This is a genomic window from Rhodococcus sp. NPDC057297 (assembly GCF_042667435.1).
Classification (GTDB): Bacteria; Actinomycetota; Actinomycetes; order Mycobacteriales; family Mycobacteriaceae; genus Rhodococcoides.
Genome location: NZ_JBHUZE010000009.1, coordinates 44502 through 59930 on the forward strand (window position 1 = coordinate 44502; position 15429 = coordinate 59930).

Here is a 15429-nt window from a genome sequence, read left to right on the forward strand (position 1 = left end):
CGAGCACGTGGGGCTGCCGCCGGAACTGAGCCCGGAGGACCAGCAGGAGTTCCTCGAACGCGAGAGCGAGCGGATCTCGGATCGGATCGACAACATGAAGATCCACATGCAGGACCGGGCACTGCGCCGGTACGTGAAGGAGAACGGTCACCCGGCCCCGTATCTGGAGCAGACGGGGTTGATCGAGCAGGCGTGGTCCGAGGCGACGACGTTCGTGATCGACGAGGAGATCTACGGCCAGCTCCCGGAGAACCTGGACGACTATCCGGAGGACGAGGAACCGAGCTCGGTACGGACCGAGCGGGAGTTGGCGCGGATTCAGGTGCACCGGTCCGATCCGGAGCGGTGGCGCAATCCCCTGAACTGCGCGGATCCGGATACGTGGGCTCGGAATCTGATGTTCCAGCTGTGGAGGGATCGGACGGGGAAGTTCCACTACTTCGCGGGTCATCTGCTGCAGGCGAGGATCGAGGACGATCAGCTGTACCCGACGTCGACGACGCACCCGCTGTATCCATCGTTCACGAGCCTGCTCGACGAGCGGACGGCAGAGTACGAGCGAACCGGAAAGTAAAGCGCCGCACCGAATCGGATGCACAGCTCGATCTGTTCGCTCTCGACGAGGACGGCGCGGCACCGATCGACCCCGCCTCCACCGACATCGGAGCCACTCCGCTGCCCGCGCCGCGTGACCCGGCTGTCCTGACGTCCGAAGCCACTGCCGACAGCAATGGCAGCGGTACCAGCATCAGCAGTGTCGTAAGCGACACCGTCGCCGACATACCTGACCCTGCACCGGAGAGCACCGACTCCGCTGTCGTGCAGCAGGGCCCGTCGTTCCGCGATGGCCTCGACCCCGTTGTCGACGCCACGGATGCCCCTGTGGTGACGGAACCGGTGGACTTTCGTTCCGGCCCCGAGGTATTGGTGCCGTCAGGTGCAAAAGCGCGAGTGCGGGCGAACATCGACGCCCTGCGTGTCCTCGCTACTGTCACCGAGCAGCAGCGCTACGCCCTCCCTGCCGAGCAGGACGTACTGGCCCGGTGGTCGAGCTGGGGCGCGACACCCCAGGTGTTCGACCCACGCCGCGCGGACTGGACCCGTGAACGCGAGGAACTGCGCGAGATCCTCGATGACACCGTCTGGGCGCAGGCCCAGCGCACCACCCTCAACGCGCACTACACCGACCCGGCGATCGCCGACGTGATGTGGAATGCGATGGTCCGCGCCGGATTCTCCGGTGGCCGGGTGCTCGAACCCGGCTGCGGATCGGGCACGTTCATCACTCACGCCCCGCCGTCCGCGCAGATGGTCGGGGTCGAACTCGATGCCACTTCGGCGGCGATCGCGGCGGCTCTGTCGCCGTCTGCGCAGATCCGCGCCGAGGGGTTCGAGAAGACCGCGGTGCCGCAGCGATCGTTCACCGCGGCGATCGGCAACGTGCCGTTCGCAGATGTGCGGCTCTACGATCCGGTGCACAACCAGTCCAAGCACACCATCCACAACCATTTCATCGTCAAATCATTGGCGCTGACTGCCCCCGGCGGCTATGTCAGTGTCCTGACCTCCCGCTACACCCTCGACGCCCAGAATCAGCGGGCGCGGCGTGACATCGCCGCTCTCGGTGATCTCGTCGGCGCGGTCCGGCTGCCCTCGAACGCCTTCACACGGGTGGCCGGCACAGCCGTGGTCACCGACATTCTCGTGCTCCGTCGCCGCGAGGACGACAAGCAGATGTCGCCGCTGACGACACGGTTCTTGGGTCTCGAGAACGCCACAGCCGTCGACGATGCCGGGGAGGACAAGGCCGTCCCGATCAACGCCGTCTACACCGATCACCCCGAGTGGGTGCTCGGTGACCTGCGCGTCGGACACGGCATGTACTCCGGGGACACGCTCACCGTCGCGGCCCGAGACGATGTCGAGCTCGCCGCGGCCGCCGAGGAGACCCTGTCGACGATCGTCGACACCGCCAAGCAGGCCGGTCTCGGCCACACCGCCTCGTGGACCGACACCCTCGGTCCGACCCGCGAGGACGTCGAACGCGGATTCCTCGCAGTCGGGCGCAGCGCCGCCGCCGAGGATCTCGCCGTCGGGACGCTGCGCCACGATGCGCAGGCCGGGGTGATCGAACGGTGGACACATGGCGGGTGGGAAGAGATCAACACTCGCGGCGCCAAGCAGGTCGCCGAATGGGGCCAATTGCTCGCCCTGCGCGATACCACCCATGCAGTCATCGACTCCCAACGCGACAGCATGACCACACCGGGCGAACGCCAAGCGTTACGCGAGATCCTCGGCGAGCAGTACGACGCCTACGCTGCCCGCTACGGGCCGATCAATCGGTTCACCATGACGGTGCCCAAGGACCTCACCGAAAGCCAGCACGACACCGCTCTGGCCAAAGCGATCGAGACCTGGCGCAAGGACGAAGGCGTCGCCGGCGACCCCTACACCGGGCAGATCCCCGAAGACGTCTACACGCGGTTGTCGGATGATGCGTGGGTCAACCCGCGCACACCGACGAAGCTCCAGAACCACCTCGGGCGGGCGCTCCGCAACGATCCGACGTTCGCCCCGGTCCTCGCACTCGAGCAATTCGACGAATCGACGATGACTGCCCGCAAGGCGGCGATCTTCCACGCCGACGTCCTCTTCGCCCGCGAGGTCCGCGACTACGCCGAGTCCATCGACGAAGCAATGGCCATCAGTCTCGACGAGCACGCACGCCTGGACGTCGACCGGATCGCCGAACTGCTCGGCATCGACCGCGCCGCCGCCGAGACCGAGATGGAAGGCAAAGCGTTCCGCACCCTCGCCGATCCGGAGCGGTGGATACCGGCATCGACATACCTGTCGGGCAACGTGCGCCGCAAGCTCGCCGAGGTCGAGGAGGTCGCAGCCCTCGACCCGCGCTACCGAGTCAACGCCGACGCCCTCACCGCGGCGATCCCACCGCGCAAGAGCGACATCGATGTCGCCCTCGGGGCTCCGTGGGTACCGATCGAGACCTACACCCAGTTCGTCCGAGAGACCTTCGAGGTTCCAGACGGTACCTCGGTAGTGGTCGAGCGAGCGTCGGGCAAGTGGGAAGTGATCGTCGATGCGTATCGCGGCAGCCACGAACAGGACCTCAAATGGGGGTTGGTGCCCAAGAAGGGCGCATGGTCGACCTCGTTCAACTTCGAATACCGGCCCGCCGAGGACCGCGGTATCGGTAATGCCGGTGTCCGATCCGGTGTGTACGAATGGAACGAGGCGTTGGTCGATCTGCTCAATCACTCCACCATCGAAATCACGACGTCGAAAGAGTTCCGCGAGAGCGCCGGCGCTCCGTTCGTCCACGACGCCGCCACCCGCGCCGCCCAGTCCAAGGCGCGGCGTCTGGCACAGGAATTCGAGCAGTGGACCCTCCACACCGACGACGCTCGCCGCGAACAACTCCTCGACATCTACAACGAGATGTTCAATTCCGTGGTTGCACCTGTTCATTCCGGTGCCCATCTGGCACTGCCCGGTCTCGGTGAGACATTCAACCCGCACCCACACCAACGCGATGCGGTCGCCCGGATCATCGCCGAACCGACGGTGATGCTCGATCACGTCGTCGGAGCCGGAAAGACCGGCGTGATGCTGATGGGCGCCATGGAACTGCGGCGTCTCGGGCTGGCGGACAAGCCGTGGATCGTGGTGCCCAACCACATCATCGACCAGATCGTGCGCGAAGCCGGGCAGTGGTATCCCGGCGCCCGGATCCTCTCCGGATCCGCGGCCACCGACGCCGAAGGGCGGCGACTGCTCATCGCGCAATCGGCGTCGCAGGACTGGGACATGGTCATCGTTCCGCTGTCAGCGTTTTCTTCGATCGGCGTCGACCCCGGCACCAAAGCCGAATACATCCGCAACCAGGTCGCGGACCTGAACGCCCAGCTCGACACCAACCTGTCCGACCTGTCGATCAAACGGCTCGAAGCCAAGAAAGCCAGGCTCGAGGAAAAGCTCGAAGCCGCGCTCGATCAGGCGGGGAAGGATCTCGGGCTGACGTTCGAAGCGTCGGGGTGCGACTACCTGTTCGTCGACGAAGCCCACGAGTTCAAGAATCTCGCTCGTGCTTCCGACGTCGAAGAACTGGCGAACGAGGGCACCAAACGGGCCACCGACCTGGACTTGAAACTGCGGTACCTGCGTGCGATGCGCCGTGAAGAAGCCGTTGCGAAGGGCATCGCGGCAGAAGAGTACGTCGAACGCGTCGCCACGTTCGCCACTGGCACCCCGGTCGCGAACTCCCTCGCCGAGCTGTGGGTGATGCAGCACTACCTGCGTCCGGATCTACTCGAAGACGCCGGAGTCGCTGAGATCGCGGACTGGGGAGCGACCTTCACCGACACCGTCGAACGTGTCGAGCTCAACTCCTCCGGATCACGGCTGCGGGCGATCACCCGAGTCGGGGAGTTCACCAACGTCGGTGATCTGATCGCAATGACCAGTGTGTTCACCGATGCCGTCACCCGCGACCAGGTGCCGGCCGATCTGCCGGTCAAAGTCGGGGGCCGCAACACCGACGTCCTGTTCAGCCCGGCACTGGAAGTGCAGGACTTCATCGCCGACCTCGGCTTCCGGGCCGACGACGCCGACCGTCGTCGACCCGATCTCGACAACGCGCTCAAGATCGCCAACGACGGACGCAACGTCACCCTCGACCCGCGGGCAGCGCATCTCGAACCAGCGCCTCCGGAGAACTCTCGCGCCCACATCGTCGCAGAACGGATATTGCAGGTGCACAACGAGAACCGCGAGAACACCTACCTCGACACTGCCGGGCAGCCCCATCCGACACCGGGAGCGTTGCAGATCGTGTTCTGCGATCGCTCCACCCCGAAAACCGACGGTTCGTGGTCGATCTACGACGGCATCCGGGACGAGCTGCTCGCCGGCGGAATGGAACCCGCGCAGATCGCCTACGTCCACGACTACGCCAAGCCGTCGGAGAAAGCGCGACTGTTCGAGATGTGCCGCACCGGCAAAGTCACCGTCGTCATGGGATCGACCCAGAAGATGGGCACCGGCACCAACATCCAGAACCGGGCCATCGCCCTGCATCACGTCGACGTGCCATGGCGACCGGCCGACCTCGAACAACGTGAAGGTCGAATCATCCGGCAGGGCAACCAGAACCGCGAGGTGCGAGTCTTCAACTACGTCGCGGAGAAGACCTTCGACACCGTGATGTGGCAGACCATCAACCGCAAAGCGCACTTCATCGAGCAACTCAAGAAAGCCGACCGGTCGATGCGCCGCGTCCAAGACCTCGACGCCGATTCACTCGCCGAGAACTCGGCGATGACCAAAGCCCTCGCCACCGGCGACGAGCGCTACATCAAGCAAATCGAACTCGACTCCCAGCTCCAAGAGCTCCAATCCGAAGCGGACTCGCATTTCGCCGAGCAACGCTCCATCGAACGCGACCGCGACCGACTCCGCAGAGAAGTCCCCCGCGCCCGCGAACGGGTCGCGGGGTTGGCCGCCGCCGCACCCACGCTCAAAAGTAGGCGAGATGCCCAGCAGTGGCCCGGCATCACCGTGCGCGGCCAGTTCCACAGCACCCGCCCCGAAGCGGCCGCAGCGATCACGAAAGCACTGCAAGGGGCCTACTTCAACCTCAAAGGCGAAGGTGCAACGAAAGCGGTGGTCATCGCCGAAATGAGCGGATTCCAGATCGAGGTCGCACGCCCGGCCACCGACAGCGCCCTGTACATGTCGTTCACCGGACTCGGATCGTCGGTCAAGACCATTCTCCAACCCGAGCTGTATCCCAAGCTCGGAGAAGCGGGAGAAGGCAACCAGCACGCGCTCGGGCTGCTCACCCGCGTGGAGAACATGGCTTACACCGTCGACACCGACCTCGGAAAGGCCGAGCAGTCACTCGACCGGGACGAGCACCGCCTGGAGATGCTCGAAATGGTCGAGCTGTCCGACTTCCCGAAAGCTGTGCAGCTCAAAGACCTCTCCGACGAAGTCGCGAGACTGCGCCGGGAGATCAAAGACGCCGAATCCAGTCCCGAAGCCCTGGCGCGCGAAGCAGCCCGCACCGAACGAGCCGAAGCGAAAGGACGAGAACCCGGCTGGTCACTCAAGCTCAACCCCACCCCCGCCCTCGTCGAGCAACTCGGATTTGAGACCGCCGACGACGTCCGCGCCATGATGCGCACCAACGAACTCATCGCCGCTCAAGAAGCCCGAGCACAGTCCACCGGCATCCCGTCGACAACACTCGACGACAACCCATTCAACCGCCCCGGCAGATTCCTCGGCACCGTGGAGAACGACGGCACCGGACAATGGCAAGACTCCAGCAACGAACCGGAACCACCGACACCTGACGCGCCACCGGAACGCGGCTATGACCTCGACACCTGATCACGAACTGCTCGATGCCTGGCCCCAGGCTTACGACGACCCTGGGGTGGGGCAGGCGTTCGTGCAATGGGGCTCAATCACTTTGTGCCCGAGGAAATCTACTGGATCGATAATCGACCTTGGCGGCTTTATCGCCAACTTCATTTCCCGACCAGAGAGGTCGTTCTGTAGTCGTGTAGACGACCCGAAGTCTTGTCCTAGGCACGTCGAATCGGTTGTCTCCGCCACTAACGACGCGGGCTCGTCAACATCGCAATCGGCGAAATCGGCGAAATCGGCGAAATGTACACGATCAATTATGCGAGAACATCAGGACTCTGTTGTTGTTCGGAGGATCGCAGACAACTGACGCGCGCACGCCTGAAAGCCAGAAACAACGAGCCCCGTTCACGAAGTAGTCAGAATCGTTGGAGAAAAATCCACCGCCAACATCAGGTGGATCTTTAGTAAATTGGCTAAACAAGTCTAGAGCATCGTCACAGCCATTCTTTTGTGTCGTGCCAAGGGGAAATGGCGCAACCCCTACATCCCATTTTCCGGTGTCGTCAGCGTAAGACGGGACTGCCGCTTCTATTTGACCGCAGTAATAGTTCTCCCAACGACCAGCGCCCGCATAGCCATTGCGAAAGTTCGAGCCCGGCTCGCCGCCTTTTGTCACCTTGGGTGACCCGCCAGCTTGCACGTCGCTCGTCGACCCAAGCCCCCCGCCGCAAATCTGGGTCGCCCGGCCAGGGTCAAAGCCCTCACCTTGAGATGGGAACCACCAGCTCACTGCTCGATACGCTACAGCGCCCTGACAGTCGCCCAAGTCGAACGCTCTGACCTCGGCCGGCAACTTCATGCCATCGACGCCATCGGTGTAACCGAAACCCGTACCAAGCGCCGCCGCGTCGCCCCAGCTGGACCACTCAATCTGGTCAAGGGTGCCTGACACGGATCCACCGTTGAAAATTCGGGTGGGCTTGACGGCACCGTAACCCTCTTGGTTGCCGGCCCACGTGATTCCTAGGGTCGGCCCGCTGGCTTCTTCGGCCGAGCCAGTGGTACCCGACGAACCAGGGCTACCCGACGAACCGGAGCAACTGAGGGTAAACAGAATCCCGCTCAACGCAGCGCCTAGAACAATGACTTTCGACCGAAGCTTACGCATTCTTGGATAATGACACGCTGTCCCCAGTAGGTCTACACGGATGGGGTCAACGACGCACTTGAATACGGCGGCTCGGCGATTCTGAAGGTCGCGAGTTTCCTTGAGCCTTGCGGGTCGATCAAATGTAGGACAGACGGCGGTCCTGATCAGTTGTTAGCATCCGCCCCAACAACCTTGAGACAGCCGATCGGAGAGCTTGGTGCAGACCCGCGCTTGGCGTATGGATAGTCAACCTTTGAGGCGTGCGGCGTGCAGCGTCTTCGCTGTTGTGGCGGTCGCCGGTTGTGGCAGCGAAGACAGTGAGGACACGCTGCCCGTTCCGAGCGCGACCTCGCAGATTAATGCTGAAACGCTCCCGACACCATCTGCTGTGTCGATACCGGAACCTAAAGCGCTGGCAGCGACAGACACGTGCGGGCTACCGGACGGGCAGAACCTCACGCCCGACGAGATCGCAAACAGCATCGACGCAACGAAAGGGCCGGTAACACGAGAGACCTACACGACCGGAGATTTCGCTGCCGTCGTCAATGAGACCCCGCCGGGCGGGCAAACCCAATTCCTCAACGTATTCTGCGACGCCCTACCCGAGGTGAGCGATACCTCGGCCCCCGGCGAAGTCCTTGAGATGGGTTACTTCCAGTGCGTCGGTCTTCGAACCTATTCCCAAATGGGTCTACCGAACCCGCAGGACGAATCGGTCGGTGAACTTGCAAACGATCCTGCATATCAACGGCTGCTGCCAACACAGCAGGCCGCGTCTGACTTTCTGTGCCCGCAGTACTACGGCTGAATCCGACCACTTTGAGAACGATAATTGGAGAGCGGCGGCGGGCCTTGGCCCGGCAAATACTTGATCGAAGCAGCGAATCGAGCGATCCAGATACAACGCGCGAGAATCGGCCTATTGAATTGCGTTGGATCTTCAAGTCGCAGACTAACCTCGCCACTCCATCAGCGTGAAGTCTGACCAGTCACCGGGTACTTCTTTGGGCTCGCCGCCTGCAAGGTCGACGGTGTAAAGCTCGAGATTGTTTGGGCGACCGAGCAGGAATGCCACACTTTGTTGGTCTCTTGTCATGACTGGTTGAGCGACCTGAGTGGGATTTGTTTCCGGCAACAGCGCTTGGCCTGTCGGGCCACAGCTTCCGATAGACGGGAGTGAGGCGAAGTCGGCGAGGTAGATCTGAGAGTCAGTCGCCTCTCCGTAGTCGACGAACAGGGCTTTGTTTGTCGGGGTGAACGAGTAGACCTCGTGGTAGCAGCTTTCTGGCTGAGCGTAGGTTCCGTCGGGAAGGAACTGGACCCCGTATCCGCCAGAAGAGTTAATCTGGGTCGATTGCTGGGTATCGGGGTCGACGACGAAGTAACGATAGTCGATTGTTCCCTCGGTTTTCACGGCATAGTTGAGTCGACCTTGGTAGTCGAACCTGATTGACTCGAAGTGTTGAGCTTGCGCGAACTTGCCGTTGACGATCTCGGGGCCGCCGGGAACGAATGTCCCGTCCAGGTCGTACCAACCGGCGAGTTCGGTCCCATCGGCTTCCGTCTTGCGCGCCGCAAGACGGGTCAGGTCCGGGGACAGGGCAGTGCCCGGACCTTCCTGGAAGGTACGGCCTCCCAGCTCGGCGTACTTCGTGTATTCCGCGGTGTCGGGGTCGATGGTGCCGATCTCGTACGGCATGCTGCTTCCGTTCCAGCGGCCTACGAGTATTCCGGTCAAGTCGGACAGGTCCGAAGCGCTTTTTGCTGCCGACGTTGTGGTCGAACCGTTGGTCTCGACCACCGAACTGATGGAACCGCTGTCGTTCGGCTGCTCGACCGCCACAGTCTCATCGGTGCTGCAACCAGCGATAAGGAGCACTGCTCCGCATACCGTGGCGAAGAACCGCTGAATGGGCCTGGACGTGAGGGACATGGAGCGGAATCTAGCAACGATTCGCTGCGCTCCATATCGTTCATTCAATCGACAACTCTTCGGAGTTCCAGCTTTCGATGTTTCTTGCCCTACAGTCCGCGGTCGAGACTGTTGTCCAGTTCACGCTCGACGTCGTGCCCAGACCCAAGACTCTGCCAGTCCTTAGCCGCCGAGCCCTGTGTCACCGCACTGACCTGTGGGACGAGCCCAGTGGGTGGTGCTTGTGATTCTGGTGAGTTCATGGGCGCACCATCACTCCGGTCGGTGATCCCCTAGGTCCGGGACGGCGCTGGAGAGCGAAGCGCATCGGACTGAGCGCTAACATTCTGTTCGGCGATATAGCGATCGGGCACCATCGTGACCATTCGTCTGCGTCAACCCTCTGCTCTCCGACTGCGATGTCGAACGTTTTGCATCCTCGATGTCGGCGGCGCGGTGATTCGGGTCATTGGCGCGTGCCGGGATAGCCCGGCACGCGCCATTCCGGCACAGCAGATATCGGTGTCGCATGGCTCAACGGCATCGCACCGTTCAGTCACATCCAGCACGTCACGATCAACTCACCCGCGCCCCTGCGGCATCGGGCGCCACTGTTCTCGATCGCATCGACCTTCGACGGGGGAACAGGCGTCGGCTCTTACGTTTTCGCGCCGTGACCAATCAAAGGTAGATCACTGACGCAGCTTCAGCGAGCTGAACGTCGAGCGACGGATCACCCTCGTCAGCAACGTAACCGTCAAGATGTCTTGACAGTTACGTCAGTACGCCTATCCCCATCGCTGTGCAGCAGCAGCGTTCCCGAGCCGACTCCACACGTCAGCACCCGTTCGCCGCCGACGGCGGACTCGCGCGCTTTCACTGTCAGGCGGCGGTTGTCATTGGCGAGCGAGCAGCATCGTCACTCCACCACCCAGCCCCTCATCGAAGAGCACTGCGCTGTCACTATTGCGAAGTTGCAGTTCGGCGGGCTCGATTCCGCAGTCGACCTCACCGTTGACATGTGCGAGCTCAAGCTCGATCTTGTCGGCTTCTCTGCTCAGTTCTGACACTCGCACGGTGCAGGTCTCGAAATCGATCTGGCCTATCAGTGGCTCCGATGTGGTAATCGTGGCCGTCCAGGTGCTGATGGGGTCGCCGGAGAGATACGAGGTTCCGATCCACCGGCCTACAAGGTCGATCTCTGATGCATTCGGCACGAGATAGGCTGAACCACTCGCCAACTGAGGGCATATGTAGCGAAGCTGGAGCGATGCAACGAGCGCACCGGCCTTGCCTGCCTTGATCTCGTCCTCGATGGCCGTTGTCCGCTTTGATTGAAGGGCTCGGTTCTCCTCGGACCACGTTGTACAGGTGGTAATCGCATCCAGAATCATCGCCCCAGGCACTCTTTGTGCACGCTCGCGAGGCGCCGGGTATTCGTACAACGCAGACATGAGATCACACGCTTCTCGAACGTACGTCGCAAGGCCGTTCTGCGGGATCGGCCCCCAAGGAAAGTGGGTAACGCCGTCATTCGCTTGCTGTCTCAGCGCGTCTTTGGACTGAACCATCCAGTCGGCCAACGATTCCTCCGACCCTTCCTCGATGCCCGATAGTGCATCGAAATTGCTCGCGATCCGGTTGAGGATTGCGGGTCTGTCCAAGTTGTCGATATTGGCGTCAACGCACGCGGAGTCGGCAATCGGCTGCAACGTCTCAAGAACCGACGTGGGGCTTGACCCATCGTGGTCGAGTTCGGCGTTGCCTGGGTTACCCGATCCGCAGGCAACCACCATCAACGCGAGGACACAGGCGTTCACCGTGAATGAAAACGACTGGAGGGCGGAGCGCGAGACCATTCCTGGACTGTAAGGACAATGTCCTCGGCGAGACCATCATTCAGTTGACCTACACCCAGCCGGGCTTGATCGCGAGCAGACAGCTTCCTGCGCTCTCGGGCCAGCATTGCGGTCGTGGCCGCCGTCTTGGCTAAAAAGGAATAACCGTGGACAGACGGCGACTGTCGCCCTAATCAACGCGCTAGAAGCAGCAATGCGCGAGCGGAAGCTGCGAGATCGGCGAGCAGATCGAGGTCCGCGTCGATGACCGTGGCGAGGAACGGGCGCGTCCATACCGGAGCCGACACCCGCAGCGTCGAGGGTGGAGAGACCGACGACAAAACCCAGAAATAAGGGCAGCGTGGATCAATTGAATGAATTCGCCCCGCCAGCGAGTCATTGGAAGAGTTTGTATGCGACTATCGCCCACATGCGCAGGTCCCGCCAGCTTGACATCCTGTTCGTCCTTGCGATCGCCACGTCCGCGGTCGTGGGATGCTCATCGAACCCCGGGGGGACCGTCGATGGACAAACAGCCGCCGGAGAAACGGTTGCTTCCAACCCCAGCTCGTCCACGGCCCGTTGCGTCGACGCGGAAGGCCCCAACTCAAGCCCGCAGCAGATTGCCGACGCCTGGAGCGAGCAACCAATGGTCGATTCAGACATCAATGAGCTGACCACCATGGGTGATTACGTGCGAAGAAGCATGCAAAACGGCACCTATCTCGGCGATCCTGCAACTGCATTCGTCGACGCCAGTGAGGTGTTCGTCGACGTACCTGAAGGCGGGGACGCGGCCTTCGCGCGGGCGGTGTGTGACAGCTACACAGTCGCAGTCGGCCTCCGCGGTTACGGGCTAGAAGATCGGCTGCGAGCAACCCCTCATGCTCTTCGCTACGCGGGGCGGGACATCTGCAGCAGCATCGCGGACTACCCAGGATCCCTCGTAACCCGTGGGTCCGAGTACCTCGACGACAAATACGGCTACATACTCGATGACCCTGCTTCGTACATCCAAGGAATGTACGAAAGCGCGAAGATGTCGCGTGACTCGGTAGCTCAACGGGAGGACGTGGCTGGTCCGTCGCCCGACGAAACGGTCAAGGCGTGGGAGGAAGCGTTGGCGGACCCGCAGTCTTTTGTGGACGAGACTCAAAGGCGGCGCCAGTTCGACGTAGCAGCGCTCACCCATCAGTGCCCACAATTTGGTCCAGCAGAATGAACCGCGCCGTCGTAGTTCGGGCATGCGCGGGTCGGCCACACCCCACTGAGACTTTCCTCTTTCTCGGTTCGGATTGATCCGAAAACGAGCTGCACCTATCTCAGGACAAAGCCGCGGGCGGTCTTCAACGTCGGCTCGACGACATCCATTGTGTAAACGTTCCGGTGCAAGCTTCCCCAGTTTGTAGGGGAAGTGCGCGGCAGGTGACTGAAGTTTGCGACCACGGTCGGTTCGACCCGTCCACGTCCGCGCGGTCGACGAGTGCGTTCAGCTCTGCATCGGTTACGAGTCGAATCGGATTCTGCTGCATCGTCGCCAACAGGGCTGCGTTGGGCAGTGCGCTCTCGGGTTCGGGCTCAAGGGCATCGAACGCGGCCGGTACGTCGCCTGCACTGGCGGCCGCTGGGGTCGCGTTTCTGGTGTTTCGAGCGTGACAGGTGACTCTACTCACCCGCATCGTCAGTCACCTGGCTTTCGTGCTCCGCAGCTTCCGCGACTGCGTATGTAGTCTGGCTCTCACCGTCCTCAGGAGTCTCTGTTGAAGGCATGTGGGCTCCCGATCCGATTGTCTCGGAGTCGACGCTCGGTGTGCTGTGTTTGGCGTCGTCGTTTGAATCTTCCGACGGGGCGGTGTCCGAAGTTGGGCCCGAAGTCACCCCGGGGAGTTCATGGCTGTCCTCAAGGCTTGGTCGAAGGCTTGAATCCCCTGCTCCTACCGAACCGGGTTGGTCGACCTGTGACGCCACCGTCTCGGAGTAAATTCGGCGGCTGGCGCTGCCAGCCGTTTGGACTGGGCCGGGCGTGTCAACGTCAACGGACACTGATTCGGTCAGATGGTTATGGGAGACCGAGTCCACCATGGGTTGAGCGTTCGAGAGGAAATGTCCGGTGTTGACTCCATGGAATACTGCTTTGGAGCCGTCGGGGTAAGTGATCGTGGTTATCTCGCCTTCGCTTTCGCATGACCCAGCAGAGGTCGTCACAGACGTGACACCGCCGATGCACCCCACCTCGAAGCCCTCTTCGCGATCCAAAATGTAGGCGTAACCCCCGCGAGTAGCGAAAACTGTCAGAGTCCCGGTGAGGTTCGATGCCGTGATATCGACGCGGCTACCGTCTCCGTCGGCCATAGCCGTCAACTGACCTTGTATCCAGCCGTCGACGTGGTATCCGTCCGAATTAAGCGGGCCGCGGATGGTGACAGATCCACCGTTTTTCGCGTCAATTGTTGCGACCGAATCTGTCGGGCCTTCGCCGTACAGCTGTAGGTAGATGGTGGAATGCGAGGTAGCTCGCACATCGAGCTTGAGGTCTCCGGAAGCAACGTAGACCGTAGAACCATCCTCCGCACGAACGCGGGCATCCATACTGGAAGCATTAACAGACGCGATGGACTGGTCGGCTGCCGCTACATCAACCACCGACCCGTCATATGCGCCGACGCTCACCTTGGATCCACGGTCCGCGTGAGCGTGGACATCTGATCGATTTCCGATCACCCAAACCAACGAGTCTGCACCGGCCGCGCTGGCGTCGATGATCATGTTGTCATAAGCCCACACTGAACCAGTCCCGCCTTGCGACAATCGAAGCATCGCGGTCGAGTCAAGTTTTGCACTTACGCCGTATTGAAAGAGGGGATGGCCAATGGCGTCCTCCCAATCGCCTTCACGCAGGTACCGTTCCCATAGGTTGCGACTGTCGATGCCGAACGAGTTCAGGATTGCGGTCGAGGTGTCGTCGGCCGAGCATCCTTTGCCAACGTTGAAATCAAGGTCGGTTCCAGGCAGGTCGCGACACGAGGTGCCGTCGGGCTCGTGAGTGGGAGGAGCTGAAGGTCCTCCCGGCTGATTGCGAGGTGGTGTGGCTGGCCTCGATGGGCGGCCACGATCGGCAACAGCGACGCCAGCTCGTACCTTGCTAGCGATCGATGTCGCGCTGGAGCCTGCATTGGTCCGTTGGCCGTAGTTTTCGTGTGCTCGCAGGACATTCGGGTTCACAGGCTGCGTCCCGAATGTTTTCATTGCAACGCCTTGTACCCAGTTAAAGACGGGTGCAGGTGCCACGGCTCTGAATCCCGCTACTGCAAGCATGCTGCGTGTGCTCGGATTGATCGAACAGACGGGGTCCAAATAGTCACAGATGCTGTAGATGCGGCTAGCGAGCCAATCCGGGAACTTTTGCGTCAACGGGTTGATTCCGCCGTCGCTACTGACTGCCGAACCCTCCGTCACCATTCGGTCACCGGGCACACGATGGCCATCGGCAATCAAGTACGCCGCAGTGAGATGTTTGAACACTGCTCGACTCAACGCCGTGTCCTCGTTGACGAGTTGCAGGATTGCTCGGTGTATGACCATCGCGCCTTGCGAATAGCCCGCCAACACAATCTGTGCGTCTCCGCACCCGGTCCGCTCGATCCGTTCGGTAATGATCTGCAGATCTTTGATGACGGCCTTCACGCCATCGTCCATACTTCTGTGCAACTCGGTTTGCAGCGTGGGACTGACGCGTGGAGCTAAAAGCGATTCGACCTCGCTCGCTGGATAAATGACCGGACGTACTGCAATCCGGTCTGCCCCCACCGTCGCCGCCACCCTGTCGTAGAAACTGCGGACCGGACCGCCGAAGTTGGATGGGCTGTCCCAGTCGTCACTGTTCAAGGGCTCGTCCGAACCGCGAGCTCCAACGAAGTACACCGCCGTTGAGCAATCACCAGAAGGCTGTGCCACTCCGATTGCGGGTGTCGCTACTTCTACGGCCGTTATGAGAGCAACGGCCAGCACGATCAACCGATAACTGCGCTTCGAACTCCGCGGGAGAGATGTCCGACTCATTGGTAGCCGCCAATGTCTTCGAGAACCCTCAGGTGCACAAGCAGTCGCGCGATCGCCTCAAGAGGGGT

General features: G+C 61.7%; 7 protein-coding genes. 3 read left to right on the top strand and 4 right to left on the bottom strand.

Annotated elements, in window-relative coordinates:
- Window positions 1-408: 408 nt before the first annotated feature.
- Window positions 409-6417, top strand: coding sequence for a helicase-related protein (locus ACFULT_RS22120; protein ID WP_378482504.1), 6009 nt, complete (start codon window positions 409-411; stop codon window positions 6415-6417).
- 292 nt (window positions 6418-6709) lie between these two features.
- On the opposite strand, the gene ACFULT_RS22125 is transcribed toward ACFULT_RS22120, so the two are convergent.
- Complete coding sequence (locus tag ACFULT_RS22125; protein WP_378482505.1) at window positions 6710-7351, bottom strand: hypothetical protein; 642 nt, start codon at window positions 7349-7351, stop codon at window positions 6710-6712.
- Between the two features lie 415 nt (window positions 7352-7766).
- Between ACFULT_RS22125 and ACFULT_RS22130 the strand changes: the two genes are divergently transcribed.
- Window positions 7767-8360 carry a hypothetical protein gene (locus tag ACFULT_RS22130; protein WP_378482506.1) on the top strand — a complete coding sequence of 198 codons (594 nt, stop codon included), beginning with the start codon at window positions 7767-7769 and terminating at the stop codon, window positions 8358-8360.
- A 144-nt stretch (window positions 8361-8504) separates the two neighbouring features.
- On the opposite strand, the gene ACFULT_RS22135 is transcribed toward ACFULT_RS22130, so the two are convergent.
- Together ACFULT_RS22135 and ACFULT_RS22140 are read right to left on the bottom strand one after the other, a co-directional pair.
- Window positions 8505-9251: a hypothetical protein gene (locus ACFULT_RS22135; RefSeq protein ID WP_378482507.1), complete on the bottom strand. Its 747-nt coding sequence runs from the start codon at window positions 9249-9251 to the stop codon at window positions 8505-8507.
- Window positions 9252-10360: 1109 nt separating this feature from the next.
- Window positions 10361-11323: a hypothetical protein gene (locus ACFULT_RS22140; RefSeq protein WP_378482508.1), complete on the bottom strand. Its 963-nt coding sequence runs from the start codon at window positions 11321-11323 to the stop codon at window positions 10361-10363.
- Window positions 11324-11663: 340 nt separating this feature from the next.
- Between ACFULT_RS22140 and ACFULT_RS22145 the strand changes: the two genes are divergently transcribed.
- Complete coding sequence (locus tag ACFULT_RS22145; protein ID WP_378482509.1) at window positions 11664-12524, top strand: hypothetical protein; 861 nt, start codon at window positions 11664-11666, stop codon at window positions 12522-12524.
- 443 nt (window positions 12525-12967) lie between these two features.
- On the opposite strand, the gene ACFULT_RS22150 is transcribed toward ACFULT_RS22145, so the two are convergent.
- Window positions 12968-15361, bottom strand: a complete 2394-nt coding sequence (locus ACFULT_RS22150) for a cutinase family protein (RefSeq protein WP_378482510.1) — start codon at window positions 15359-15361, stop codon at window positions 12968-12970.
- Window positions 15362-15429 lie beyond the last annotated feature (68 nt).

Bases quoted from the DNA above. Each gene is read 5' to 3' on its own strand.
- ACFULT_RS22135 (WP_378482507.1), bottom strand. From the start codon at position 9,251: ATGCCGTACGAGATCGGCACCATCGACCCCGACACCGCGGAATACACG.
- ACFULT_RS22140 (WP_378482508.1), bottom strand. From the start codon at position 11,323: ATGGTCTCGCGCTCCGCCCTCCAGTCGTTTTCATTCACGGTGAACGCC.
- ACFULT_RS22150 (WP_378482510.1), bottom strand. From the start codon at position 15,361: ATGAGTCGGACATCTCTCCCGCGGAGTTCGAAGCGCAGTTATCGGTTG.